Source organism: Streptomyces sp. NPDC005803, assembly GCF_040630435.1.
Taxonomy (GTDB): domain Bacteria; phylum Actinomycetota; class Actinomycetes; order Streptomycetales; family Streptomycetaceae; genus Streptomyces.
In genome coordinates this window covers 33,717-60,374 of record NZ_JBEXXO010000009.1, presented here as the reverse complement: position 1 = coordinate 60,374, position 26,658 = coordinate 33,717, and the positions used below count along the sequence as shown (strand labels likewise).

20 protein-coding genes are annotated in these 26,658 nt (G+C 72.9%); all 20 read right to left on the bottom strand.

The annotated features are described in order from the left end of the window. Nucleotides 1-40 precede the first annotated feature (40 nt). Nucleotides 41-592, bottom strand: a complete 552-nt coding sequence (rfbC, locus tag ABZ454_RS14915) for a dTDP-4-dehydrorhamnose 3,5-epimerase (protein WP_359538140.1) — start codon at nt 590-592, stop codon at nt 41-43. Then, nucleotides 589-1,821: a polysaccharide pyruvyl transferase family protein gene (locus ABZ454_RS14910; protein WP_359538138.1), complete on the bottom strand. Its 1,233-nt coding sequence runs from the start codon at nt 1,819-1,821 to the stop codon at nt 589-591. The genes rfbC and ABZ454_RS14910 overlap by 4 nt, the downstream gene beginning before the upstream one ends. Then, nucleotides 1,818-2,765, bottom strand: a complete 948-nt coding sequence (locus ABZ454_RS14905; RefSeq protein ID WP_359538136.1) for a glycosyltransferase family 2 protein — start codon at nt 2,763-2,765, stop codon at nt 1,818-1,820. The genes ABZ454_RS14910 and ABZ454_RS14905 overlap by 4 nt, the downstream gene beginning before the upstream one ends. Continuing rightward, nucleotides 2,762-4,060: a hypothetical protein gene (locus ABZ454_RS14900; RefSeq protein WP_359538134.1), complete on the bottom strand. Its 1,299-nt coding sequence runs from the start codon at nt 4,058-4,060 to the stop codon at nt 2,762-2,764. The genes ABZ454_RS14905 and ABZ454_RS14900 overlap by 4 nt, the downstream gene beginning before the upstream one ends. A gap of 4 nt (nt 4,061-4,064) precedes the next feature. After that, entirely contained in the window at nt 4,065-5,363 is a 1,299-nt protein-coding gene (locus tag ABZ454_RS14895) for a DUF4910 domain-containing protein (protein WP_356321608.1), read from the bottom strand. Then, on the bottom strand, nt 5,351-6,376 hold the full coding sequence (locus tag ABZ454_RS14890; protein WP_359538132.1) for an SDR family oxidoreductase: 1,026 nt from the start codon (nt 6,374-6,376) through the stop codon (nt 5,351-5,353). Before ABZ454_RS14890 ends, ABZ454_RS14895 begins: the two co-directional genes overlap by 13 nt. Nucleotides 6,377-6,379: 3 nt before the next feature. Beyond that, entirely contained in the window at nt 6,380-7,027 is a 648-nt protein-coding gene (locus ABZ454_RS14885; RefSeq protein WP_359538130.1) for a PIG-L family deacetylase, read from the bottom strand. Continuing rightward, on the bottom strand, nt 7,024-7,833 hold the full coding sequence (locus ABZ454_RS14880) for a glucose-1-phosphate cytidylyltransferase (protein ID WP_359538128.1): 810 nt from the start codon (nt 7,831-7,833) through the stop codon (nt 7,024-7,026). The genes ABZ454_RS14885 and ABZ454_RS14880 overlap by 4 nt, the downstream gene beginning before the upstream one ends. Next, complete coding sequence (locus tag ABZ454_RS14875; RefSeq protein WP_359538126.1) at nt 7,830-9,065, bottom strand: class I SAM-dependent methyltransferase; 1,236 nt, start codon at nt 9,063-9,065, stop codon at nt 7,830-7,832. Before ABZ454_RS14875 ends, ABZ454_RS14880 begins: the two co-directional genes overlap by 4 nt. Further along, nucleotides 9,062-10,336, bottom strand: a complete 1,275-nt coding sequence (locus tag ABZ454_RS14870; protein ID WP_359538124.1) for a glycosyltransferase — start codon at nt 10,334-10,336, stop codon at nt 9,062-9,064. Before ABZ454_RS14870 ends, ABZ454_RS14875 begins: the two co-directional genes overlap by 4 nt. A 2-nt stretch (nt 10,337-10,338) precedes the next feature. Further along, the gene (locus ABZ454_RS14865; RefSeq protein ID WP_359538122.1) at nt 10,339-11,571 is read right to left on the bottom strand and encodes an O-antigen ligase domain-containing protein; all 1,233 of its coding nucleotides are present in this window, start codon (nt 11,569-11,571) and stop codon (nt 10,339-10,341) included. Between the two features lies 1 nt (nt 11,572). Beyond that, on the bottom strand, nt 11,573-13,093 hold the full coding sequence (locus tag ABZ454_RS14860) for a right-handed parallel beta-helix repeat-containing protein (protein WP_359538120.1): 1,521 nt from the start codon (nt 13,091-13,093) through the stop codon (nt 11,573-11,575). Nucleotides 13,094-13,291: 198 nt separating this feature from the next. Next, on the bottom strand, nt 13,292-15,235 hold the full coding sequence (locus tag ABZ454_RS14855; protein WP_359538118.1) for an alginate lyase family protein: 1,944 nt from the start codon (nt 15,233-15,235) through the stop codon (nt 13,292-13,294). Continuing rightward, nucleotides 15,232-17,412: a bi-domain-containing oxidoreductase gene (locus tag ABZ454_RS14850; protein ID WP_359538117.1), complete on the bottom strand. Its 2,181-nt coding sequence runs from the start codon at nt 17,410-17,412 to the stop codon at nt 15,232-15,234. The genes ABZ454_RS14855 and ABZ454_RS14850 overlap by 4 nt, the downstream gene beginning before the upstream one ends. A 17-nt stretch (nt 17,413-17,429) precedes the next feature. Then, nucleotides 17,430-19,364: an asparagine synthase (glutamine-hydrolyzing) gene (gene asnB / locus ABZ454_RS14845; protein WP_359538116.1), complete on the bottom strand. Its 1,935-nt coding sequence runs from the start codon at nt 19,362-19,364 to the stop codon at nt 17,430-17,432. 3 nt (nt 19,365-19,367) lie between these two features. Then, nucleotides 19,368-20,897, bottom strand: coding sequence for a Wzz/FepE/Etk N-terminal domain-containing protein (locus ABZ454_RS14840; RefSeq protein ID WP_359538115.1), 1,530 nt, complete (start codon nt 20,895-20,897; stop codon nt 19,368-19,370). After that, nucleotides 20,894-22,288, bottom strand: coding sequence for a Wzz/FepE/Etk N-terminal domain-containing protein (locus tag ABZ454_RS14835; RefSeq protein WP_359538114.1), 1,395 nt, complete (start codon nt 22,286-22,288; stop codon nt 20,894-20,896). The genes ABZ454_RS14840 and ABZ454_RS14835 overlap by 4 nt, the downstream gene beginning before the upstream one ends. Further along, entirely contained in the window at nt 22,285-23,550 is a 1,266-nt protein-coding gene (locus ABZ454_RS14830) for a glycosyltransferase family 4 protein (protein WP_359538113.1), read from the bottom strand. The genes ABZ454_RS14835 and ABZ454_RS14830 overlap by 4 nt, the downstream gene beginning before the upstream one ends. Beyond that, on the bottom strand, nt 23,540-24,856 hold the full coding sequence (locus ABZ454_RS14825) for a nucleotide sugar dehydrogenase (RefSeq protein WP_359538111.1): 1,317 nt from the start codon (nt 24,854-24,856) through the stop codon (nt 23,540-23,542). Before ABZ454_RS14825 ends, ABZ454_RS14830 begins: the two co-directional genes overlap by 11 nt. Nucleotides 24,857-24,926: 70 nt before the next feature. Then, nucleotides 24,927-26,405: a sugar transferase gene (locus tag ABZ454_RS14820; protein WP_359538109.1), complete on the bottom strand. Its 1,479-nt coding sequence runs from the start codon at nt 26,403-26,405 to the stop codon at nt 24,927-24,929. Between the last annotated feature and the right edge of the window lie 253 nt (nt 26,406-26,658).

Here is a 26,658-nt window from a genome sequence, read left to right as displayed (position 1 = left end):
ACCTGCGTACGCTCCGGGCTCTTTCGTGTCCACGCCGGCCTCAGCCCTTCCTCTGTCGCAGGACCTCGGCGAGACTCGGGGCCTTGTGGTCCCGGGCGGAGGCCGAGGTGACCGGGAGCGGCCACGGGATGGCGAGTTCCGGGTCGTCGAAGGCGATCGTCACGTCCTCGGCCGGATCGTGCGGGCGGTCGATGCGGTACGAGGTGTCGGCGGTCTCGGACAGCGCCTGGAAGCCGTGCGCGCACCCCGCCGGGATGTAGAGGGTCGCCTGCGTCTCGTCGGACAGCTCGAAGAAGGCGCGTTCGAGGTACGTCGGCGAGTCCGCCCGCAGGTCCACGACGACGTCGAAGATCTGCCCGTACGAACACCGCACCAGCTTGGCCTCGCCGGCGCCGGAACGCAGGTGCAGGCCGCGCAGCACGCCCCGGACCGAGCGGGACAGGCTGTCCTGGACGAAGGCGTCCGGGTCGAGGCCCACCGAGCGGACCACGTCGGCGTCGAAGGTGCGGCAGAAGAAGCCGCGCTCGTCGGCGTACGGTGTCGGCTCGAACAGGTACGCGCCGGCGATCTCCGGGACTTCGGTCGCTTTCATGGAGTCTCCTGCCGGGTGGGGGCGTGGTCGGGCGTGGGGAACAGCGCCTCGGTCAAGGCGGCGAACTGCTGCTGGACGCGGCGCGTGATGACCAGGTTCCGCTCGGAGAGGGTCCGCCTCAGCTCCTGCGACCGCCGCTCCAGCGACCGGAACTGCTCCAGCAGCCGGTCGGCGTCGACCTCGCGGGCCGCGTGGCAGTACGCGTCGAGACCCATCTCCGCCATGAGGACGTCGCTCTTCGCCGAGTAGCTGAGTGCGAGCGTCGGCGTGCCGGCCTTCAGCGCGCAGACCAGGTTGTGGTAGCGGGTCGCCACGACCGTGTCGGCAGCCGCCATCTCCTTCATCAGGTCGGCCAGGGAGGCCGTCTCGGCGGCGGTTACCAGCGGCGAGTCCACCGCTTCGAGGACGGCGTCGACCACCGGCCGGTCGAGCTCGTCGCCGGTGAGGAGCCGGACGGGCCTGCCGTCCTCGACCAGCGCGCGGACGAAACGGGTCGTCCCGTCGAGGTAGCGCCGGTGGATCTCCTCGGCCCTGGCCCGCTCGTCGTTGCTGCCGTGGAAATCCATGACGCCGACGCAGACCAGGCCAGGCGAGCCCGACGGCGCGCTCGCCGGCGGCGCCGGCAGGGCGAACACGAGGTCCGTGTAGACCTCGTCGCGGGCGGTGTCCACGCCCATCGCCCGCATCGCGTCGCGGGACTGGTCGTCCCGGTACGACCGGTACGCGGCCAGCCGCGTCGACCAGCGCGTCAGGACCCGGGTCGGCCGGTTGCCGATCGCGGCGGCGCCGACGCTGACGAGCGCGACGCGGGCGCCGAACACCCGGCCCATCGCGCAGAGCAGGAACAGCGAGTACGGGAAGCCCCACGGCCGCAGGGGCAGCGTGGTCTCCAAAACGCCCGTGCCCGGCACGATCACCACGTCGTGCCGGCGCACCCAGGCGGCGGTGCGGACGACGTCGACGAGCTTGCCCAGGCCCTTGCCCGCGATCGCGCCCGCCCGGGACGCGGTCCGGTACTCCCCGCGGTACCAGTTCAGCCGGGTCGCGGGGATCCCGTACCGGGTCCGGACGACCTCGGGTCCGCCGCACAGCGCGTCCACGACCGCCTTCGGGTGCTCGGCGCGCAGGTACCCGAGCACGGCTTCGAGCGACCCGTCGTTGCCGACGTTGCCCGCGCCGAGCAGGCCGAACACCCCGACGCGCACCGGGGTCCCGTACGAGGACGTCATGCCTGCCTCCCCTCACGGCCGGCGACGAGGGCGTCGACGGAGACGGTGGACCCGCCCGGGCCGACCGGGGCGCGGTCCTCGACCCGCTCACCGGCGCCCGGGCGGGCCCGGCTGGTCATCCACCCGGCCAGGTGGCGGTAGCACGCGCGCCGGTCGGCCGGGGACAGCGGCGCCCGCCGGACCGCGGCGACGAAGCCCCAGACGTACTCCGCGAGCAGCCGGGGCGTCGGGTGCAGCGGGCCCGCCCGGCGCGGGTCCAGATTGACGCACCGGGAGCGCTTGGACGGATTCGCCCGCTCGGCGCGGGTGGGGTGGTCACGGCGGAAGTACAGCAGCTCCGGCACCTGGTGGAACGGGCCGTGCAGGGTGATCTCGGCGACGAAGGTGCGGTCCGCGTGGTGGTAGCTGTCGTGCGGCTTCACCCGGCGCAGCACGTCGGCCCGCATCACCCCGTAGAAGTCGTCGCCACCGGGCTCGAACAGCAGACTGCGAAAGCGCTCCGGCGCGTGCGGCGAGTCGGTGGAGAGCCCGTACGCGTACGGGACCTTCACCCGGCCGTCGCCGTCGATGACCGCCTGGCCGCTGTGCGCGAGGATCACGTCCGGCCGCTCGTCGAGCGCCGACACGCAGCGCCGCAGCAGGTCCCGGGCGTACAGGTCGTCGTGCGAGGCCCACTTGAACAGCTCGCCCCGGCACTCGGTGAACACGTAGTTGTGGTTGGGCGCGGCGCCGATGTTCCGGGGCAGCCGGATGTAGCGGATGCGCGCGTCCCGCGCGGCGTACCGGCGGCAGATGTCCTGGGTCCCGTCGGTCGAGGCGTTGTCGGAGATGACCAGCTCGAAGTCCTCGTAGGTCTGGCCGAGCAGGGCGTCGAGCGCCTCGGCGAGGTACTCCTCGCCGTTGTACACGGGCAGGCCGATGCTCAACCGGGGATGCGCGGTCATGGCGTCCTCTCTTCGGAGATGATGGGGTGGTTCCGCTCGCGCAGGGCGGACCGCAGCTGCAGCCACCACACGGCCGAGCCGCAGGCGGCCGCGGAGGCGACGCCCCAGGCCGAGCCGACCGTTCCGGCCGCGACGGCCCCGCCGAGCCCGCCGCTCACGTAACAGGCGGAGGCGAACAACTGGCAGCGCAGGCTGCGCCGGGCCGCGGCGAGCGCGCGCAGCCCGGCCGCCGCACCGGTGCCGAGGCCGGCGCCCGCGACGCCGAGCGTGACCGGCACGATGAGCGCCGAAGCGGAGCTCCAGACGTCACCGAGAACGAGCTCGCCGAGCCGGTCCGGCATCAGCAGCAGCGCCGCGCCCCAGAGCAGCGCGGCGACGGCCTGCCCGCCGCCCAGCAGGAGGCAGAACGGACCCAGCCGGTGCGGGGCCTGCCGCACCACCCGTGCCGCCTCCGCGACGGTGACCAACGACAGCCCCATCAGCACGGCGAGGAACGGGCCGAGCAGGAGCTCGGCGCCCCGGACCACGCCCACCGCGCCGACCCCGACGATCGCGCCGAGCCCGTACGCCCGCAGCTGGCTCGCGCCGCTGACGCCGACGTTCTCGACCAGGTACCGGGAGCCGAGGTCGAGGTGGTCGCGCAGCCACTCGCGCGCACCCGTCAGCCGGGGACGGATGCCGGACTGGAAGCAGCCGTACAGCGCGGCCACCGTGGCGGACCCGCCCCAGGCGAGCACGAAGGCGGTCACGCTGCCCACGCGGGCCGCCACCACCATGGCCGGGACCAGCGCGACGCCCCACACGACGTCGTTCACGAACGCCTTGCGACCGTTGCCGGCGGCGAAGAAGGAGTACCGCCAGGCGTCCTGCAGCAACAGCCCCGGCAGCATGACTCCGAGGCCGGCGAACGCCGGCCCCACACGGCCGCCCAGACACAGCCCCGCCACCAGGCACGTCGCGCCGATGACGGCGCCGACGCCGAGCGCGGTACCCGACGACCGGGCGACCGCCCCGCGCCAGGACGCTTCCGCGACGCCGCTGAAGCGCACCACGAGCGGGTCGGTGGCCAGCCCGCGGGAGACGCTGAGCACCACGCCGTAGGTCACCCAGGCCAGGCTGAACACGCCGAAGGCGGTCAGCCCCAGCGAGCGCGCCACGTAGATGCCCACCACGAAGTTGGACAGGCTGGAGGCCGCCTGGTCGGCCAGTCCCCAGGACAGCCGGCCGACGACGGCCCGCCGGCCGGGCGCGGCCCGGCCGGCGGGGGCCGTCGTCTTCTCGCTCCCGGTGGTCATCGCGTCATGCCTTGATCAGCCCGGCGCCGTGCAGGGCGTCGGCCGCGACGGCCACGGTGTCGAACGGCAGCCCCGACCGCTCGGCCACGTCCAGCAGACTGTGTTCGCCGTCGGAGAGGCTGAGCACCCAGAGCATGGCCATCTGGGCCTGCTGGGCGTCACTGCGGCCGCCGAGCGCGTCGTACAGCCCGCGCCGCCCCAACTGTGGTTCGCCGTAAGGGCTGAGGTTGACGTATCGCCGGTTGCGGTCGAGGAGGGCGAACGCCTCCCGGCAGACGGCGAGCGTGTCCGCCATCGCCTCGGGGGAGACGAAGTCCGGGTTGTCCGCCGAGGTGTGGTACTCGGGGTAGCCGGCGTACGGGGTCCGGCTGAGCGAGCCGACGCCGAGGTCGAACCCGGGCGAACAGAACTGCCGCTCGTCGTAGCCGTACGGAGTGAACTCGGCGACGTGGTGCGGGCGTTGCGAGGTGGCCAGCACGTGCCGCATCACCCGGTCGATCTCCGCGTCGCCGCGCCTGCTCTGCTTGTACGTCAGCCGGCCCGGGTCCCCGGCGCAGGCCAGCACCAGCCCGTGCCGGACCTGCTCCAGCCGCTCCCGGTTGCGGGCCAGCCAGGTGATCGCCCCGATGGTGCCGGGCGCGAACAGGAACCGGTAGGTGTAGTACGGCGTCCGCTCCGCCAGCGCCCGGGCGAGGAACGTGGCCACCGCGATGCCGGCCAGGTTGTCGTTGGCCAGCGACGGGTGGCAGACGTGGCAGGAGACGATCACCTCGTCGCTCACCTGCCCGGGGACCACGTGCTCGGCGTAGGTGAGGTGGCCGTCGGCGAGTGTGGAGTCGACGCGCACCTCGTACTCACCGTCCGGCATCGCGTCCAGGGTCTCCTGCGCCAGGCAGAACCCCCACTCCGGCTTGTAGTAGCTGGTGCGGTACGGGACCCAGGACGGGTGGTCCGGCAAGGTGTGCAGGTGCGGCCGGAGTTCGGCCAGCGGCATGGTCGCCGACACCGGCACGCTGTAGCCGAGCACGTGCAGGCTCGACGCGGCGAAGTCCACCACCCGGTGGCCGGCGGCGTCGGCGACGTACGCGTCCTTGATGTTCCACTCCTGCGGCACGGTCCAGTCGAGCACCTGCGTGCCGGTCGGCACCTCGTGCACCCGCAGCGGGACGTACTCGCCGACGATGTCCAAGGTGGCGCGCACACCGTCGCCGGTGATGCTCCGGCACAGCGGATACAGCCGCTCCACCAGCGCGTGCATCTGCTCGCCGGTGCTCTTCCCGTCCCGCGCGCTCACCGGCGCCACCGCAGGGTGTCGTCGACGGCGCCGGCCTCGGACGCCGCGCGCAGCACGGCCAGCCGGGTGAAGCGGCGCTCGAAGTCCTCCCGGGTCAGCCCGTGTTTCCGGTAGGCGTCGGCGAGTTCGAGCGCGCCCTGCTTCACGGTCCACTCGCAGTCGAATCCGGGCACCGCGGCGCGGAACCGGGAGAAGTCCACCCGGTACGACCGCGGATCGGCCCCGGTCTCCCCGGTGATCACCACCCGCGAGCCGGACACCGCCTCGGCGACCTGCCCGGCGATCTCGGCGACCGTGACGTTGTTGATCTCGCTGCCGATGTTGAACGCCCGGTCGTGCACCGCTTCCCGCGGCGCGTCCAGCGCGGCCGTGAAGGCCCGTGCGATGTCGGCGGCGTGCACCAGCGGGCGCCACGGGGTGCCGTCGGAGAGCACGAGGACCTCGCCGGACAGCAGGGCGTGTCCCACCAGGTTGTTCAGCACGATGTCGGCGCGCAGCCGGGGTGAGTAGCCGAAGGCGGTGGCGTTGCGCATGAACACCGGGGTGAAGTCGCCGTCGGACAGCGCGTGCAGGTCGTCCTCCACCCGCACCTTGGACTCCGCGTACGGCGTCACCGGGCGCAGCGGGGCGTCCTCGCCGACCAGGTCGTCGCCGCCGGCGGCGCCGTAGACCGAGCAGGTCGACGCGTACAGGAAGCGTCGTGTCCCGGCGTCGCGGGCCAGCCGGGCCAGCCGCACCGACGCGTGGTGGTTGATGTCGTAGGTGAGCTCCGGCGCCAGCGAGCCCAACGGGTCGTTGGACAGCGCCGCCAGGTGGATCACGGCGTCCACCCCGGCCACGTGCGCGGCGGTGACGTCGCGCAGGTCGACCCGCGGGCCGGGCGGATCCACGGGCGGCGGGCCGAGGACGCAGTCGGCGAACAGGCCGGCGTCGAGACCGACGACCTCGTGCCCGGCGGCCGCGAGGACCGGGGCCATCACGGTGCCCAGGTAGCCCTGGTGTCCGGTCAGCAGTACGCGCAAGGTTCATTCCCCCAGATCGAGAGTGAGTTTGTTGACGGCGAACGCCTCGGCGTAGCGCGCGTGGCATTCGATGCCACGGATCCGGGCCAGCCCGAGGAAGGCCTCCCGGTCGTACCAGGGCCGGTGCCGCTGCGAGGGGTAGTGCTCCTGGAGCAGCCGCACCTTGCGTTCGGCGATCTCCGGCGACAGCGGCTGGTACGCCGCCGGACGGCCCAGATCGCCGTCCCACTTGACGATCTCGTAGCCGAGCACGAGATGGTCGCGGAACGCGGTGGGTATCAGCCGCGCCAGGCCGTGGTGGTCCTGGTGCGCGTCATCGGTGCGCGGGGCCAGCACGAGATCCGGGTCGGTCCGCTCGCGCAGCTCCTCTACCGCGGCCTTGGCCTCGTCCCAGTGCGTCGGCAGCCGGCCGTCCGGCAGCTTGAGCACGGTCAGCCGGAGGTCGGCGCCGGGGCAGAAGGCGGCCAGCGCGGCCTGTTCCTCCCGCTCCCGCTCGCCGCCACCGCCGGAGAGCACCAGCGCGTCGACGCGGATGCCCGGGCGCGCGAGGCACAGCGTCAGCAGCGTGCCGCCGGCGCCGATGGCGATGTCGTCGCAGTGCGCGCCCACCGCGGCCAGCCGGTCCAGGCGCCCCGCCCCGAGCCGGATCACGCGGTCCTCACCCCGGCGGCCGCCCCCGCGCCGCCCCGTTCCCACACGGCCCACGGGCGGTCGCCCCGGGCGTAGGCGTCGTCGAGCGCGGCCCGCTCCTTGACGGTGTCGGTCGGCTTCCAGAAACCACGGTGCTGGTGAGCCACCAGCCGCCCCTGCTTGGCCAGTTGGGCGCATCCGTCGGCGACCAGGTCCCCGTTCTCCGGGATGTGGTCGAAGACCTCCTGGCGGAGCACGAAGTAGCCGCCGTTCTCCCACAGCGGCAGTTCGCTCACCGCGGTGATGCCCCCCACCAGGCCGTCCTCTCCCAGCTCCACGCAGTGGAACGAGGACTGCGGCGGCACCACCATCATCGACGCACCGGCGTCGCGCCGCGCGAACCGGTCGATCATCTCCGGCAGCGGTGCGTCGGTGAGCACGTCGGCGTAGTTGGCGAGGAACATCTCGTCACCGTCCAGGTGGTGCCGCACCCGGCGCAGCCGCTCCCCGATCGGTGACTCGATGCCGGTCTGCACGAACGTGATGGTCCAGGACGCGATGTCGGTGGACAGCAGCTCGGTCCGCCCGCCCCGCAGCACGAAGTCGTTGGACGTCGTCTCCTCGTAGTTGAGGAAGAAGTTCTTGATGTGATCGGCCCCGTACCCGAGGCAGAGGATGAACTCCGTGTGCCCGAAGTAGGCGTAGTAGCGCATGACGTGCCAGATCAGCGGCCGCGGCCCGACCATCGCCATCGGCTTGGGCACGTCGTCGGAGGCTCCGCTGCGCATGCGCAGCCCGTAGCCGCCGCAGAACAGTACGACCTTCATGACTTGACCTCGACAATGCTCAGTTCCGGTATCGGGAAGACGAGCCGGCCGCCCCAGGCGTGCACGAACGACAGTTGCTCGACCAGTTCCGCCCGCAGGTTCCACGGGAGGACCAGGACGTAGTCCGGCTTGTCGGCGGCGATCCGCTCGGGCGGCAGGATCGGGATGCGGGTGCCCGGCGTGAACCTGCCGTGCTTGTAGGGGTTGCGGTCGACGGTGTACGGGAGCAGGTCGGGCCGGATGCCGCAGTGGTTGAGCAGGGTGTTGCCCTTGCCCGGGGCGCCGTAGCCGACGACCGTCTCGCCGCGCTCGGCCGCCTCGATGAGGAACCGCAGCAGGTCCCGGCGCACCTTGGCCACCCGGGCGGAGAACTCGGTGTACCCGGCCAGCTCCTGCAGCCCGGCGGCCTTCTCCCGGTCCAGCACGTCGGCCACCCGCCCGGTCGGCTCGCCGGCCACCTCGGCCGGCCGGGCCCACAGCCTGATGGAGCCGCCGTGCGTGGGCAGCAGCTCGACGTCCACGAGCGCGAGTCCGCCGGTCGCCAGCGCCCGGCTCGCGGACGCGACCGTGTAGTACTGGAAGTGCTCGTGGTAGATCGTGTCGTACTGGTTCTCCTCGATCAGGGTCAGCAGGTGCTGCACCTCGATGGAGACCCACCCGTCGTCGGCGACCAGGGCCCGCAGCCCCCGGGTGAACCCGACCACGTCGGGGATGTGCGCGTACACGTTGTTGGCCACGACCAGATCGGCCGGGCCGTGCTCGGCGCGGACGGCCGAGCCGGTGGCCGGGTCCAGGAACTCCGTGAGCGTGGGGACACCCGCGTCCCGCGCCACGGCGCCGACGTTCACCGAGGGCTCGATGCCGAGACAGCGGATCCCACGGTCCCTCACGTGCCGCAGCAGGTACCCGTCGTTGCTCGCGACCTCGACCACGAAGGCGTCGGTGGTGAGCCCCAGCCGTTCCACGGCGCCGGTGACGAACGTACGCGCGTGCTCCACCCAGGAGGTCGAGTAGGAGGAGAAGTACGCGTACTGCGTGAACGTCTCCTCCGGCGTGATCAGCGGAGGGATCTGCGCGAGCCAGCAGTCGGTGCAGACCCGCAGGTGCAGCGGGTACGCCGGCTCCGGCAGGTCCAGTTGGTCCGCGGCGAGGAAACTCTCGCACGGCGGTGTCGCCCCGAGATCGACGACGCTCACCGGCGCCGCCGCGCCACAGAGTCGGCATCGTGTCATCTGCTGCCCCCATCCCGCCCGCGCGGATGCCCCCGCCGCGGGCCAGTGTTCTCGTCCCCTGCCGGCGGCGGGCCGTCCCCGCCGCCGGGCCGCACCGCGATCGCGGTGCGGTACCCGTCCACCAGGCGCTCCAGCCCGACGGCCGGGCTGAAGTCCCGCTCGTAACGGCGCCGGGCCGCCCGGCCCATCTCCCGGTTGCTGTCCGGCCCGGCCGTGATCCGGCGCAGGCAGGACGCGAGCGAGGCGGCCTCACCCGGCCGGTGCAGCAGCCCGGTCACCCCGTCCTCGACGAGCTCGACGAAGGCGCCGTGACCGGCGGCGACGGCCGGGACCCCCGCCGCCATCGCCTCCACGACCACCAGGCCGAACGCCTCCAGCCACGTCGAGGGAGCCACCACGGCGACGGACCGCGCAAGGGCCTGCCGGCACTCCGCCGGGCCGTACAGGCCGACGTACCGCACGTCGTCCCGGCCCGCCGCCCAGGCGGCCACCTCGCGCTCCAGGGGCCCCGTGCCGGCGATCACGAGCGGCACGCCCACTCCGCCGTCAGCGGCGATCTCGTCCCACGCGGCCATCAGCAGCCGCACGCCCTTGGCCTCCGCGAGCCGGCCGAGAAAGAGCAGATGCTCGCCCGCGCCCGCCCGGCCGGAACCCGGGTCGGGCACGAAGTTGTGCTTCACCGCCAGCCGCTCGGCCGGCATGCCGGCCGCCACCAGGACGTCGCGCTGGGCCGCGGAGATGCAGAAGAACCGCTCCACACCGGACCACCACCGCCGCCGGTTGACCGACAGGCTGACCGCGAGCGGCACCGTCGCCAGCCGGGAGTTCCGGTAGCAGCCGTGCCGGACGGCGGGCAGGGGCGAGGACCCGACGCACTCGGTGCACGGCCGGCCGTCCCGCTGCAACGTGCCGGGCGGGCAGACCTGGGTGTAGTTGTGCAGCGTGGCGACGGCGGGCACGCCCGCGTCGGCGCACGCGGCCAGCACCGCCGGCGACAGGAGCGGGAAGACGTTGTGGACGTGCACCACGTCCGGCCGCTCGGCGCGGAGCCGGGCGGCGAGCTTGGCGCGCACCGCCGGGTTCCACGGCACCAGCAGCGGCAGCGCGGCCTTGCCCGGCAGGGACCGGGCGGCGATGTCGTCACTGCGCCGCTCGAACAACTCGACGCGGTGGCCTGCGCCGCGCAGCAGCGCCACCTCCTGGTCGACGACCTTGTTCTCCCCGCTCGGCTGCGCCGATGCGTAGCGGTTGTGCACCACGAGCACGTGCATGCTCAGATCACCTCCGGTCTCCGGGCCCACCGAGGGACGCGTCGTCGAGGGGCTTCGGGCGTGGCGAGGGGAGCGGTCGCGGCCGGGGTCGCCAGCAGCGAGGCGGCCACCGCCAGATGCAGCAGATAGGGGGAGGCGTCGCCCAGCCCGGCCTCGGTGTAGGACGCGATCGCGCAGTAGCTGATCAGGAAGATCGCGCAGGCCCTCGACAGCGACGGCGGCCTCAGCAGCGCGACGCCGCCCAGCACGACGACGATCGCCGCCACCAGGACGACGCCGGTCATGCCCTGCTCCTGGTAGACGGCCAGCCAGCTGTTGTCGATCGGCAGCCCGTCGAACGACTTGTCGCCCAGGCCCGCGCCGAACAGGTACTCCGAAGGCGTCCGGGGCGCTGCCAGCAGGGCGTCCCAGACCTTCTGCCGGCCGGTGAGGCTGGTGAAGTTCTCCTGGCTCTGCCCGCGCAGGAACCACGCCTGCACCGCGGAGCCGAACGCCACCGCGGCCACGGCGGCGCACAGCACCGTCCAGGCGAAGAACCGGCGGGCGGCGGCGCTGGTCAGGATGAGCGAGGCGATCGCCAACGCCAGCCCGATGAGCAGACCGAGCGTGGCCGTCCGGGTATGGGTCAGCGCGAGCAGCACGAGTGCCGGGACGATGACCACCGCCGCACTGCCCCTGTCGGTCCGGCGGCCCAGGACGAGCAGCACGGCGAGCCCGATGATCACCGCGGCGTACTGCCCGATCTGCGGCGGGGTGAGCGGCCACAGCGCGCCGACCAGCCGCCCGCCGTAGAGCTCGGGCATGGCGGCCCCCGGCGAGACGGCGGCGCCCACGGCCACCGACCCGAGGACCAGGAAGTACATCCGGATGTGATGCCGGACGAACGTCAGGCCGCCGTCCCACCAGCGGCTGAGCAGCCACAGCGTGCTGACGAAGAGAGCCAGCCGGGCGCAGCGGAACAACGCGCCGAATCCGGACGCCAGGTCCGCGCTGGACAGCACGCTCGACACCAGCAGCAGGGTCAGCAGGAACACGAAGGCGCCGGCCCGGATGCGCAGCCGGGGATTGACCGCGAGCGCCAGCGTGAACGCGGCGACCAGCGCGCCCATGGTGACCATCTGGATGAGGGAGCGGGGCAGCGGGATGATGGTCTCCGCCCCGGCGGAGCCGAGCGTGTTGAGGATCAGCAGCCCCCAGGCCGTCCCGACGATCTTCGGCGTGTGGCCCGTGTCCATCTCAGCCACCCTCCCGTGCGGGGAAGGTGCTGCCCGCGTCCTGCCGGTACGGCGTGCCCTGCCACTCCCCGGCGTCGAGGACCCGGCTCGGGTCGTGGGCGACGAACTTCCATGGTCCGACGTAGACGTTGTCGTGCCAGCGGTTGTGCTGCTCATGGGTGATCGCCTCCGCCACCCGCTCGCCCCGGTACGGCGACCAGTCGGGATAGGTGCCGTAGTTGGCCAGCACCGCCATGCGGTCGCACTTCGCCGTGCAGTCGAGGACGGACTTGTCCAGCACGAAGCGGTTGCCGTGGATGTCCACCCGCTGGGTCCTCCACCGGCAGTCGGCGTAGAGCGGTGCGGTGGCGATCGCCGGCTGTGCGCAGCGGCCGGTGTCCTTCACCAGCAGGGTGCACTCACCGGACGAGGTGTTGGCCGGGCTGTTGCAGAACCGGTCGGCGTTCTCCCACAACGTGATCCCGGACCAGTTGTCCTCCAGCACGTTCCGGTAGATCTCGATCTTGTCCGTGCGGGCGCGGACCCGTGGTTCGCCGCCGGACTCGGACAGGTAGACGGTCGCGAAGGGGAAGGTGTCGCCGCGCTCGGCGTACCTGCGGCCCTCGACCCAGTTGTTCCGCCGGATCGTGTTCCTCCGGATGACCGCGTTGTAACTGGTCTCGTAGATCAGCGCGGCACCGTCGTTGGCCTCGAGCACGTTGTCCTCGATGCGGAAGTCGTTGTTGTTGGTGTCCGCCCACAACCCGGCTCCGCGGTTGTCGTGCACCCAGTTGCCGCGTACGTCGGCGCCGTCGACGGCCCAGAACTTGACGCCTCCGGTGCAGCCGCAGCCCGGCCGCCGCCGCTCCCAGTCGTCGGTGTTGTTGCCCACGATCTCGTTGCCCTCGACCACCAGGCCGCCGATACGGCCGGTGCCCTTGTACGCGTTCATGCCGTACTGACCGTTGCCGCGCAGGCAACTGGCGCTGACCCGCTGGCGGGCGCCGGACATCAGCCCGGCGCCGGAGTTGTCCTGGATCGTCGCGTGCTCGATCACCCACCCGTCGGCCGAGTCATGGTTGACCACGCCCTCGTCGTGCGGCGCGACGAAACGCTGCACGGTCAGATAGCGGATCGTGACGTCGCGGGCGGTGCCGCCGAACGCGTACTGGTTGGTCTTTCGGCCGTCGAGCACCGCGCCCGGGGCGCCGAGGTAGCTGTTCCCCTCCTTGGGGACGACCTGGGCGTACCGGTCCGACTCGAGCCTGTGCGTGCCCGGCCGCAGCCAGAACGTGGTGTGCGGGGGGCTGCTGCTGGTCTTCGCGGCCAGGTCGCCGGCCACCCCGGGATCGACCGTCACCGCGCCCGCCGGCGCCCGCGCCGGCCCGGCCGGGGGCTCGGCACACACCCGGGCCACGCCCGCGGACGGCGCGGCGGTCGGCTTGGGCCGCACCTCCGGCGCGCTCTCGCAGCCGGTCGCCGCCAGCAGCACCAGCGCCACCGGCGCGGCCGGCCACGCCCAGTGCCGCCACCTGATCCCCACGCGTCCTGGCTCCGGGGACTTCCGACGGATCTCCGCGGCGTCGCGACGCCCGGCACGCAGGCTCTGCGCACCGGCCGAAAGCCCCAGCACGCCCCGTACGAGGGATCCCGTCCGGCACGCCGAGAGCACGCACCGGCGACGCTGCCCGGCCGCCGCGCGGCGGGCGCTCCTTCCTCCACGGACATCCATCGAAGGCCCCTAGCCGCGGAATCCGAGTACGGTGGTGAACCCCTGCGCGCCGTCGGTGAAGCCGGTGCCGACCAACGTCGTGGCCGGTTCCTTGCGCCCGAAGCCGGGGGAGTACCAGCCCAGCGGCGGATCGCTCTCGCCGCGATGCGCCTGCCAGCTCAGCTGCCCCGGCAGGTCGAGCGCCGCGGAGCGGTCCTCGCCGTCCCGGCTCCAGGTGAGCACGGCCCGGTTCCCCACCAGGTCCGCGGTGATCGCCGGGCCGAGGTGGAACGCCATCCGTACGGCCCGGCGCGGACCGCGCACCTCGTCCACCACCCTCAGCTCGTGGCTCGCGGCGGTCAGCTCCACCCGGCGGCGGTGCGTGGAGCGCGGGTAACCGTCGTGCTCGGCGCACCAGCGGGCCGCCCCCGCGTCGGACGTGTCCACGTCCACGACGCGGCTGCGGGCCTGCCGGGTCCAGAGGAACGGGCCGCCGGAGACGGACTGGTCGGCGCCGTCCAGCTCCAGGGTGTTGTGGCCGAGGGTCGACCGGAAGTACTGCCGCCACTCGGGCTGCCCGTGGTAGCAGAACGTCCCCGGGTCGGCGAGCACATCGACCCCGTCGTGCCGGACCTCCACGGACAGCGCGTCCGCGTGGGCGTGCGCGGCGATCGACAGGAATCCGTGCGGACCACCGTCGCAGCGGCACCAGATCCCCGCCGGGCCCCGCAGGACGGTCAGGCCCGCGTCGGCGAAATGGGACGGCCGGCTCGCCGGGCGGGACACGGGCGGTGCGGTGGGCCGGATGAGTCCGGCCAGCATCGGGGTGCGCACATCGGTGCCGGTCACCGCCGGCCACCAGTCGAGCCGCCCGAACACGGCCTCCCCGGTAGCCAGCAGCGAGCCCCAGCGGTCGGTGCCCGCCCCGTCCACGACCAGCCCGTGCCCGTCGTCCGAGTCCCCCTGGCGCGGCGGCCGCAGCCGGTCGTCCACGACGGCCGCGAGCGCGTCCGTCATGCGCAGCAGCACCAGCCGGACCGACGCGGGAACCGGCAGGCCGGCGGCATCCGCCTCGGCCAGCGCGGCGAGCCCGAGCTCCAGCACCAGCCCGTGGTACTCGCCGGCCAGCTCGCGATTGAGGCCGGAGGCGAAGGTGTTGCTCCGCAGATGCCTCTCCAGCGACCGCAGCGCGTCGGTCTGCCAACGCGCCGACGAGGGGAACCAGCCGAAGGCGCAGGCCGCGGCGAACTGCCCGGCGGCCTCCGCGATCACGTGGTTGTTCGCCGACGACCCCCGGCTGGGGAAGGCGGCCAGCCAGCGCTGGTGGTGCCAGATCTGCCGGAGCGCCACCGGGTTGCCCTCGAACAGCCCGGCCGCGCCCGGCCAGCCGTCGAGCAGCCGCCGGATCCACACCCAGGACAGCAGCCGGATCCCCAGCTCGATGCCGCTGATCCAGTGCACGCCGCGCAGCGGCGCGTTGGCCGCCCACCACGACCGCAGGTGCGCGGCCACCCGCTCGGCGTACCGCTCGTCCCCGGTGAGCGCGTAGGCGGCGGCGAGCACGGTGAGGTACTGGTGCCGGGACAGCTCCCAGATCTGCTTGACGTCCCCGACCGCGTCCTCGTTCCGGTACGGCACGTCGAAGGCGTAGCCCCAGGGAGCCCGGCGCCCGGTCTTCGGGTCGTACGACCAGTCCGGGTCGGAAAGGTCGTCCCGGACCACCCCGAAGTACTCGGCGTGCCCGTCCATCAGCCGGTCCGCCTCGGCGACGAGGCGTTTCGCGGCGTCGGGTGGCACCGCGCCGAGCGCCCCCGCGGGCAGCACGGCGGTGAACCGGGCGCCGGTCACGCGCGGGCAGCCGGGCGGCGCCGACCGCCACCGCCGCCTGCGCACCGCGTCGCCCACCCGGCCGCCGACCTCCCGCGGCCCCATCCGGGACAGCCGCCGCAGGTACCAGCCCGCGCTGAGGGTCATCGCGCTCCCGTCAACGTCACCGGCGCGCCGCCGGCCAGGCCGGCCTGCACGGCGAGGGTGGCCGCCGTGGTGGCGACCAGCGACTCCAGCGGCACCGGCATCGGCCCGCCCGTCCGCACGGCCTTGATGAACGCGGCCAGTTCGGCGGACTGGCCCTTGTCCCGGGCCCTCGGCAGCCGGGAACTGTTCCACCGCTTGCGGCCGTCGTAGACCGAGGCCCGGACGAAGTCGTCGAGCCGCAGCGCACGGCCGTCCGCGACCAGGTCCAGCGTCTCCTTGGGGAAGCCGGCCGGGCCGGTCGTCACGTAGCTGAGGGTGGCCGTGGACCCGTCCGGGTAGCGCAGCACCACCTGCAGATCCTCGTCGCCGGGCGAGGTGACCGCGTACACCGAGACCGGGTCGGCCCCCAGCAGCCAGCTCGCCGTGTCGATGAAGTGCCCGCCCTCGCCGGCGAACCGCGAGCCCTCGCCGTGCCGGAGGTACCAGCTGCCGTGCTCCAGCCGGCCCGCGTTGACCAGGTAGCGGACGCACCCGGGCCCGGTCCGGGCGCCGAACCGCTTCCGGGCCTCTTGCAGCAGCGGCGCGAACCGGCGGTTGAAGCCCACCTGAAGCCGGTCGTTGCCGGACTCCTCCACCGCCGCGAGCACGCCGGCCAGTTCGTCCTCGGTGAGCGCCAACGGCTTCTCCACGAACACCGCCTTGCCGGCCAGCAGCGCCCTGCGGGTCAGTTCGGCGTGCGAGCTGTGGCGGGTGACCACGAACACCGCGTCGATGGACGGGTCGCCGAGCACGGCGTCGAGATCGGTGGTCGCCTCGGCGAAGCCGAACTTCCGCTTCGCGTTGGCCGCCGACAGCGCCGTCGTGGTGACGACCGTGGACAGCTCGACGCCGTCGCGCTGGGCCAGGTGCGGCAGCAGCATGGACGTCGCGTAGTTTCCAGCGCCGGCGAACGCCAGCCGCACCGACGCCTTGGCCGGCCGGACCGGGGCGGGCCCCGCGCCGACGCGCCGCACGGCGGGCACGGCCACCGCCGGGGCCTGCGCCTCCTCCACGTGGTCCGGGTACCGGAACAGCACCGCCACCGCCTTCAGACCGCCGTCCTTCAGGCTCCGGTACGTCTCGACGGCGTCATCGAAGTCGGCGGTGTGGGAGACCAGGGGCTCCACGTCGACGCGGCCGAGGGCCAGGAGATCGAGGAAACACGCCAGGTTGCGGCGCTCGGTCCAGCGCACGTAGCCGATCGGGTAGTCCCGCCCCTCCAGCTCGTACTCCGGGTCGTAGCGCCCGGGGCCGTACGAGCGGGAGAACCGCACGTCGAGTTCCTTCTCGTAGTACGCGTTCCACGGCAGGTCCAGGCGGCACTTGCCGATGTCGACCACCCGGCCGCGGTCCCTGCTCAGCCGGGCGGCCAGCTCGACGGGCTGGTTGCTGTCGCCGCCTGCGGCCAGGTACACCTGGTCCACGCCGTGACCGCCGGTGAGTTCGACGACGGCGTTCTCCACGGCCGAGGAGGCGGGATCGCCGCAGGCCGCCGCGCCCAGCCGCTCGGCGAGCTCGCAGCGCACCGGATCGGGATCGACCCCGACGACGCGGACCCCCGAGGCGGTGAGGAGCTGCACCACCAGCTGCCCGATCAGCCCGAGGCCGATGACCAGGGCCACGTCGCCCAGCTGGGACTCGCCGCGGCGGACGCCCTGCAGCGCGATCGACCCGACGGTGCCGAAGGCCGCGTGCTGTGGCGCGAGACCCTCCGGCACCGGGGCGTAGAGGTTCTTCGGCACCCAGTTCAGCTCGGCGTGCAACGCGTGCTCGTTGCCGGCGCAGGCCACGAGGTCACCGACCGCCACATCGTCGATCCCGGCGCCGACCTGCTCGACCACCCCGCACAGCGAGTAGCCCAGCGGCGTGTAGGAGTCCAGCTTGCCCATCACCTTGCGGTAGGTGGCGGGCACCCCGTTGGTGGCCACGCTCTGCACGACCTTGGCCACCTGGTCCGGCCGGGAACGGGCCTTGCCCAGCATCGACATGCCGGCCTCGGACACCTTCATGAGCTCGGTCCCGGTGGATATCAGCGAGTAGGCGCTCCGCACCAGCACACCGCCCGGCTTGCACCCCGGCGCCGGCACGTCGAGCAGCGCCAGCTCGCCACTCCTGTAGTTCTGCACAACCTGTTTCACCCGAAGTCCTCTTGTCTCTAAGCCGGTGAGGGCGCGTTCTGGCCGGTCCCGGAGGTCGCGCCCCGGTACCAGTACTCGAGGGTCAGCACATGCCACAGATGCTTGGAGAAGTCCCGGTGCCCGGCGGCGTCCTCGGCGACCATCCGGGCCAGCGCGTCGCGGCGCAGGAACCCGGAACGGACCAGCACGCCGTCGTGCACCACCTCGCGCACCAGCGGGGCCAGATCCCGGCTCATCCAGGCGCGCAGCGGAGCGCTGAACAGACCCTTGGGCCGGTACACGATCTCCCGGGGCAGGACCGAGGAGGCGGCCTCCTTGAGGACGGCCTTGCCCTGCCGTCCGACGATCTTGCGGTCACCGGGCACGGCGAACGCCGCCTTGACCACCTCGACGTCCACGTACGGCACCCGCACCTCCGTCGACGCGGCCATGCTCGACCGGTCCGTGTACGCGAGGTTCAGGCCCGGCAGGAACATCCGGGCGTCGCCCAGGCACATGCGGTTGACGAAGTCGTCGAGCTCGTTGTCCTGGTAGACGTCCGCATGCTCGGTCAGCACGTCCCCGACCGTGCCGGCCAGGTCCGGATCGACCAGGGCGAGCAGCTCCTCCCGGTCGTACATCGTGTAGCTGCGGCGGAACGCGGTCTCCTCCGGCAGATCGGCGAAGGAGAGGAACCGCTTCGCGAAGCGCACCGACCGGTACCCCCGGCGTGCCGTGGCGACCGGCAGCCGGTCCACGGCCCCGGCCAGAGCGCCCCGCAGGGGCCGCGGGACGCGCTGGTAGCGCAGCGCGAGCAGGTTGGCCAGGTGCTTGCGGTAGCCGGCGAACAGCTCGTCGGCGCCCATCCCCGAGAGCATCACCTTGACCCCGGCCTCCCGGGCGGCCGAGCAGATCAGGAAGGTGTTGATCGCGGCGGGATCGCCGATCGGCTCGTCCAGGTGGTACGTCATCCGCGGCAGCAGGTCGAGCACGTTCGGGGCGATCTCGATCTCGTGCAGATCGACGCCGAACTGCTCGGCCACCCGCCGGGCATGGCGCAGGTCGTCCGGCATCGCCTCGAACCGGGCGTCCTCGGCGCGGAACCCGATCGTGTACGCCGAGATCCCGGGCCGGTCGCGGGCCGCCAGCGCCGTCAGGTAGCTGGAGTCCAGCCCGCCGGAGAGGAACGTCGCCACCGGCACGTCGGAGAGCAGGTGGCGCCGGGTCGACTCCTCGACGACGGCGGCGACATCCGGCCGCTCGCCGGCCAGGGCCCGCTCCTGCGCCTCGGCCGCGACGTCCTTCAGATCCCAGTACCGGCCGCGCTCCACCCGGCCGTCGGGCCGGCACCGGAGCCAGCTCCCCGGCGGCAGCTTCTCCGCTTCGCGGAACGCGCACCGGGAGTCCGGCACCCAGTAGTACAGCAGCGAGGCCACCATCGCCGCGTGGTCCACCTCCAGCGACCCGCCGGTCACGGCGGCCAGCGCCTTGAGCTCCGAGGCGAACACCAGACCCTCGCCGCGCCGGAGCAGGAACAGCGGCTTGACGCCCAACTGGTCGCGGGCGAGCACCAGGTCGCCGGTCCGCTCGTCGAAGATTCCGAACGCGAACATGCCGCGCAGCCGGGGCAGGCAGTCCGTGCCCCAGCGCCGCCAGGCCTCCAGCAGCACCTCGGTGTCGGAGGTGCCGCGGAAGCGCACCCCGGCGGCCGCCAGCTCGGCACGCAGCTCGGGCGCGTTGTACAGCTCGCCGTTGTACGTGAGGGCGAGGCCGCCCGAGACCATCGGCTGGGCCCCGGTCCCGGACAGGTCGATGATGGCCAGCCTGCGGTGCCCGAGATGCACTTCGCCGTCTCCCACGGGGTGGCCGTACCGGCCCGCCCCGTCCGGACCGCGGTGGGCGAGGGTGTCGGTGAGCCGGTCGGTCACGGCTTTCCCGTCCGGCCACCGGTACGTGCCTGCGATGCCACACATGTGCTACCGAGCCTCCTGGTCACTGTCCGGGACCTGCGCCGCCCACACCGGCAGCCGCTTCGTCCCCCGCCGGCCCGTTCCGTTCTCCCGGGCCGGCCGCTCGTTCCGGCCGCGCGGGGCGGTGCGCGGCCCGTCCCACAGGGTGCCGTCGGTCCGGTCACGCGGATCGGGGTCGATCAGCACCACACCGATCACCGCGACGCGCTGGTCCGCGAGCTGCCGCGCCACGGTGTGCAGCCACGCGGCGCTGCTGTGCCCGGCGCGCACGACGAGCACGGTGCGCGTGCCGAGATGCGGAAGGCCGGTCCACGCCGCGCCGGGCGCCACCGAGCCGACGCCGATCCGGCGTTCCTCGGGGGACACGGCCGCGTCGTGTTCGCCGCGCACCACGGTCGGATCTCCCGGCTTGGGGCGGCGGCGGGTGAGCTGCGGGCCGGGCAGACCGTCGACGACGACCACCGGCCCCCGCGCCGCCAGTTCCCTGGCGACGTTCAGGGCGATCACGCTCGTGCCGCGCGCGCAGCCCAGTTCCAGCAGCGACACCGGTTCCGCGGAGTCCCGCACGGTGCGGGCCAGGGTCGTGGTGAGCCGGTCGCGTGCCGCCCGGGTCCGCCGGCGCTGCCACGGCCCGGCCGGCCGGCGGGGCACGCGGCGCAGCTCCGCGATGACCGAGGCGCCCAGGTTCGCCGCGATCTCCCGGCGCAGCACGGGACGGTCGGCCACCACCGTGCTGACCGCCGCCACCGCGAGCCCGAGGGCGAGTCCGAGGACGAGCCCGATCGCGGCACGGGTGGCAGCGGTCTTCGGCAGGGAGCGCCGCACCGCGTGCGGGGCGTCCACGATCTGCGTGCCGGCGACGACCCGGGGTGTGCCGGTGCGGGCCTCGGCGGCGCGCTGGTCGAACTCGGCGATCCGCGAGTCGAGTTCGGCCCGGCGGGCGAAGAGCGACTCGATGCGGGCCGATGCCTTCGGGTCGCTCTCCGGCGAGCCGTCCCCGATCGCCTTGTTCACCTGGGTGAGCTCGTCCCGCATGAGGTCACGCTGGTCGAGCAGGGCGTCGGCCTCCGCCTTCGCGCCCTCCCGCATCCGTCTCACATGGTCGGCGACGAACGCGTCGGCCAGCGCCTTGGCCCGGGCCACCGCTTGCGCGTCGCTGTCACCGGTGACCTCGATCTGCAGCAGGTTGTTGGTCAGACCGGTGCCCCGGTAGTCCCGCATGAAGTCCTCGGGGTCCTGCGGCGACTTGAGGGACCGCAGCGCCTGGCCGGCGATCCGCGTGGTCCGCAGCAGCTCGACGTCGGTGCGGATCAGCGTCCCCGTGTCGTTCGGCTGGTCCTCCTTGTGCGCGACCAGCACCATGGTCACCGCGGCCGGCGGCTGCGGCAGCAGCACCGCCACCGCCAGGCCCGCCAGCAGACCCAGCAGCGCCAGGGAACACCAGAGCCGGCGTCGCCGGCGCACGGCGACCACCAGCGCCTGCAGGTCCAGCAGCGGAGCGGCGTCCGACGGCTCCGACGTCCTTCCCGTCGTCACGCGGAACCCCCCGTCACGTGACCGGACACCGCGAGCGCCGACGGGGCGTCGTCCCGACGACGGCCCGCGGACCGCGTCGGACGGCCCAGGACCGGGCCGGCGACGATGACGCCGACGACCTCGTGCCTGCCGTCCTCACACGCTTCGGCGACGCCGGCGAGCTCCTCCGCGGTCCAGCTGCCCGCGCTGAGCACGACCAGCACACCGGACTCGGTGGCACGGTCCGGCACCATCGGCCGGGGCACCGACACCTCGACCACGCGCAGCACGGGGTGTCCCGTGCCCGAGGCGCTCGCGGAAAGATCGCTCTCGGCCTCGGCGACGAGCTGCCCGGCGGCCCGGCGGGCGAGCTCGTCGCCGGCCGGTACGACCACCAGCAGCCGCCGGGGAGCCGGCAGCTGGTCCCGGAGGCGCGCGCACACCCGCTGGTAGCGGATCCGCACGCCGGCCTCGTCGCCGGACACCCGCGGGGCCGGCATGTCCCACCGGGTGCCGACGCCGAGCAGCCGGCGGACCCAGGCAAGCGGTCCACGGCCTCGCGGCCGGTGCGCGGGCAGTCCACCCGGTACGTCGACGGTACCCAGCAGCGCCGAGCCCAGGGCCGCGGCGATCTCCGTCTCGGTGCGCAGCCGGCGGTCCATCCGCGCGGCGGTGAGATGGCCGATGATCGCGAGGAGGAAGAACAGCAGCGCCCCGGCGCCGATGAGCTGCGTCCGCGTCGGGGGCGCCTCGCCCGTCGGCCGGGCCGCCGGCCCCATGACGACCATGCCGGCCTTGCTGGTCGCCAGGTCGGCCTCATCCAGCTTCTTCATGGCCTCCCGCAGCGCGGTGCGCAGCTTCTCGAGCTCGGTGCGGGCCTGCACGCTCTCCACGGTCTGCCCCGGATCGGTCGCATCGGCCAGTTCGGTGATGCGACGGTCGGTCTGCTCCACCTTCTTCCGCAGGGCCTCGGGGCCCGCCGCGTCGGGGTCGGTGCTGTCGCCCGCGATGCGCGCGGCGAAGGTGACGAACTGCTGGGCCACCTCGTCGGTGAGCCGCTGCGCGCGCTCCGGGGTCTCCGCCGTACCCGAGATCTTGACGATGTTCCCGTCGGTGGCCTTGGCGCTCACCCGGTCCCGCAGCTCGGCGCCGCTGACGCCGGGCCGGCCGAGCGCGGCGGCCGCGCGGTCGACGACCTCCGAACTCGTGGCGACCTCCGCCTGCGTCAGCAGCGCGCGCTCCTCCCACTGCCCCGGCAGCAGGACCGACGCCGACGCCGTGTAGCGCGGCGGCACCAGCAGCGAGACGCCGTAGCCGGCGAGCGCGCCCACCACCGTGAGGACGATGAGGAGCCGCCACCGCCGACGGAAAATCCGCCCGATCGTGACCAGGCGTATCGTGTCATCGCTCAACGGCGCGGCCTTCTCCCTGTCCGGCCGCGGGCACCCGCCGGCACGGAAACCTGGTCACGGCAGGCAGCGGCGTACGCGGCGAGCAGCGACGCTTGCGAGTTGCGCCAGGAAAGCTGCCCGTTGATCCGCTCCTGGCCGGTCTTGCCCATCCGGGCCCGCCCTTCCGGATCGTCCAGCAGCAGCGCGATGAGCGCGGCGAACCCGGCCTCGTCGCCGGCGGGCGCGTAGAGGGCGGCGTCACCCGCGGAGACCCGTGCCTCCCGGAGGTCGAACGAGACGATCGGCCGGCCCATCACCATGTATTCCAGGACCTTGTTCATGGTCGACACGTCGTTGAGCGGATTGTGCGGATCGGGGGAGAGGCACACGTCGGCGGTGGACAGGTAGCGCACCAGGTCGGCGTCCGGAATGCGGCCGGTGAACTGCACCTGCTCCGAGAGCCCGAGCCGCCGCGACAGCTCCACCATCGCGTCGAAGGTGTCGCCGGAGCCCACGAACACCGCGTGCCAGTCGGTCCGTCCGAGGTCGTCGCGCAGCTTCGCGAGGGCCCGCAAGGCGTAGTCGACGCCGTCCTGCGGGCCCATGACCCCGAGATAGCACAGCAGGTGAGGCTTGCCGCGCTTCAGCTCCGGCTCGGGCGGCACGGGGTGGAAGCGGTCGGTGTCGGGCGCGCTGCGCACCACGAAGACGTCCTCCGCCCGCCGGCCGCCCCGGCGCACCGCGACGTCCCGGTAGCTCTCGTTCGTGGCGAGCACGATGTCCGCGGCCCGGTAGGTCAGCCGTTCCAGCGCGCACACGGCGCGGTAGAGGACGTCCTCGCCACGGCCGAACCGGGAGAGGTACAGCTCGGGGACCAGGTCGTGCTGGTCGAAGACGAACCGCGCTCCGCGCCGCTTCAGCCACAGCGCGGGCAGGAACAACAGGTCGGGCGGGTTGCAGGCGTGGACCACGTCGACCGGGCCGACCTTCCGGGCCAGCCGGACCGTATGCCACAGCGCCGATCCGTACTCCCGCAGGTAGCCGGCCGGTCCTCCGGTGGCCGCCCGCAACGGGTAGCGGTGGATCCGCACCCCGTCGATCACCACCTCCGGTTCCGTGTCCCGCTTCTCCCCCCGGGGACAGATGACGTGCACCGTCCAGCCCGCGTCGCGCAGCGTCGTGCACTCCTGCCACACCCGCCGGTCGAAGGGCACCGACAGGTTCTCCACCAGAATCAGCGCACGCCGGATCGCCCCGGCGCCGCCGATGGGGTCACCAGGCAAGGCCCAGGTACCCCGGCTCGGTCCGGCGCGTCTCGGCGTCGGGAAGGTGGACGAGGTCGACGATCACCGGGCCGCCGCCACGGGGCAGCGCCGCGAGCACGGCCGGGTCCCTGGTCCCGACCAGGCACACCTCGGCGTGCGCGAGCACCTCCTCGACGGAGTCCGCGAGCAGCTGCGCCAGGTGCGGCAGCCGGGTCTCGATGTACTCGCGGTTCGCGCCGATCAGCCGGGAGAGGCTCACGTTGGCGTCGTGGATCCGCAGGTCGTAGCCCTTGCCGAAGAGTCTCTCCGCCAGCTCGACGAGCGGGCTCTCACGGAGGTCGTCGGTGCCGGGCTTGAAGGACAGCCCGAACAGGCCCACCCGCCGCTTGCCGGTGCGCTCGACCAGCTCCACCGCGCGTTGCAGATGCGCGGAGTTGGAGGGCAGCACATGGGCGAGGATGGGCACCGAGACGTCGGCCCGCTGCGCCGCGTGGACCAGGCTGCGCAGGTCCTTGGGGAGGCAGGAGCCGCCGAAGGCGAAGCCGGGCCGCAGATAGGCGGGGCTGACGTTCAGCTTGCGGTCGGCCAGGAACACGTCCATCACCTGGTGCGAGTCCACGCCGAGTGCCTGGCAGACCGCGCCCAGCTCGTTCGCGAAGCCGATCTTGAGGCCGTGGAACGCGTTGTCCGCGTACTTGATCGCCTCGGCCGTCGGGACCGGCACCCGGAACACCTCGCCGGGCAAGCCGTCGTACAGCGCCGTCACCGCGTCGCCGCTCGCCGGGTCGAGTTCGCCGATGACGGTCTTGGGCGGGTCGAAGAAGTCCCGCACGCTCGTGCCTTCGCGCAGGAACTCCGGGTTGACCGCGACCCCGATGTCCACCCCGGCTGTGCCGCCGACGTGCTTCTCGAGGATCGGTACCAGCAGGTTCAGGCAGGTGCCGGGGAGCATGGTGCTGCGGAACACGACGGTGTGCCGCCCACCGCGCTCGGCCAGCGCGGCGCCGATCTCCTCGGTGACCCGCTCCAAGTACGTGGTGCACAGGCTGCCGTTGGGCTCCGACGGGGTGCCCACACAGACCAGCGACATCTCACTGTCCCTGATCGCCTCGCGGACGTCGCCGGTGGCGCGTAAGGCTCCCGTCCGCACGACCTCGGATATGAGCTCGCCGATGCGCTCCTCCACCACCGGGGCCTTGCCCTCGTTGACCAGGTCGACCTTCACCTGGTTCACGTCCACCCCGATGACCTCGTGGCCCATGTCGGCCAGGCACGCGGCCGACACACAGCCCACGTAGCCGAGCCCGAAAACGCTGACCCTCATGACCCGTTCCTCCCCCTACGCAGGCCCTTGTGGCCTGCGGTCCGCGCACCGTCCGGACGTCCCCCGCGCATCAGTAGGCCCCCTGGCCGTAGAGCGCCGCACGCAGCGTCTTCCACAAGATCACCGTGTCCAGGGCGAGCGACCAGTCCTCCACGTACCGCAGGTCCAGCCGGACCGCCTCGTCCCAGGACAGGTCGCTGCGTCCGCTGATCTGCCACAGGCCGGTCAGCCCGGGCTTGACCAGGAGCCGCCGCCGGATGTCGGGGCCGTACGCAGCGGACTCCTCCGGTAACGGAGGCCGCGGACCGACGAGCGACATCGATCCGGTGAGCACGTTGAAGAGCTGCGGGAGCTCGTCGATCGAGTACCGGCGCAGCACCGCTCCCACCCGGGTCACCCGCGGATCCCGGCGGAGCTTGAACAGCAGGCCGGCGCCCTCGTTGAGGTCGGCCAGTTCGGCACGTGCCCGGTCGGCCCCGGCCACCATGGAGCGGAACTTGAGAATGGTGAACTCGCGGCCGTCCTTGCCGACCCTGCGCTGGCGGTAGAAGGCGCCACCCCGGCTGTCCGCCACCACGAGCAGTCCGACGAACACCATCAGCGGCGCGAACAGCACCAGCAGGATCACCGCGCCGATCCGGTCGACGACCCCTTTGACCGCCCGGCGGCCCCCGGTGAAGGTCGGCATGCTGACCCGCAGCAGCGGAATCCCGAGCACCGCGTCGACGTGCACCCGCGGGCCCGCCACCTCCATCAGCACGGGGGCCACGACCATCTCGGCGTCGCTGCCTTCGAGGTTCCAGGCCAGCCGCCGCAGCCGGTCCGGCGACCAGTGCGGGTCCGGTGTGACCGCGAGGACCCGGTAGCCGTCGCGGCGCATGTGGCCCGCGACGTCCGTCAGCCGGCCGACGACCGGAACTCCGTCCACGTGGTCACCGTCGAACCCGAGCCCGTCCGTCGTGCACACCGCGTCCACCCGCCAGCCGAGGTGCGGGAACTTGCGGGTCCGAGTGATCAGGTCGCGCACGGTGGCGAGACTCCCGGCAGCGAGCACCGGCCGCAGACACCGGCCTTCCTGCCGTTGTCTGTGCAACCAGAGACGCAGTACATACCGCGCGGTCATGGTGATGAGCGCGATCGCGGGAATCGCGACGAAGATCCAGAGTTTGATGTTGCGCGAGGTCAGGGCTATTCCGCCGAGCGCCAGAACAACCGTCGCCGCGAACAGTGAGCGTCCGAGCCGGCGGAATTCCTCGGCGCCCTGGCCGAGCACGGCCGGAGCCCATGACCGGCTCACCGTAAGGGCGACCAGTACCAGCAGTTCGGTGCCGAAAGCGAGAATTCCCCATTTCTCGTGCCAGTTGGCCGCGTCCCGGGCCCCGAAGAAGTTGCCGATCGACGCCACCACGAAGGCGGTGGCCACCGTGTCGCTGGTCATCACGGCACGGCGGTACCGCTGCTCCCAGTCGCTCGCGGGCCGGCTGATCGCCCCGTTCGCCAGACGCCCGCTCGACGACGGAATCGGGCTGAATGTTCCCCCTTGCCGCACAAGACCCCCCAGGTCCCCAGTGGTTCGACGTGTTCGCCTAGCACTGTTCCTCCCCCCGGGAGGCCCCCAGCCCCCCGCGTGGCACTGCCCTTCCCCCCGGGAGGTCCCCACCTCCCGCGCCGCACTGTTCCTCCCCCGGGAGGTCCCCACCTCCCGCGCACGACATCACGGCCCTTGCAGTGCTACGTCAACAACCCGCCCGGCGGCAGTGGTCGCGTACGTTCCGCCAGGCTCTTCAAGTGTGCGATAACCC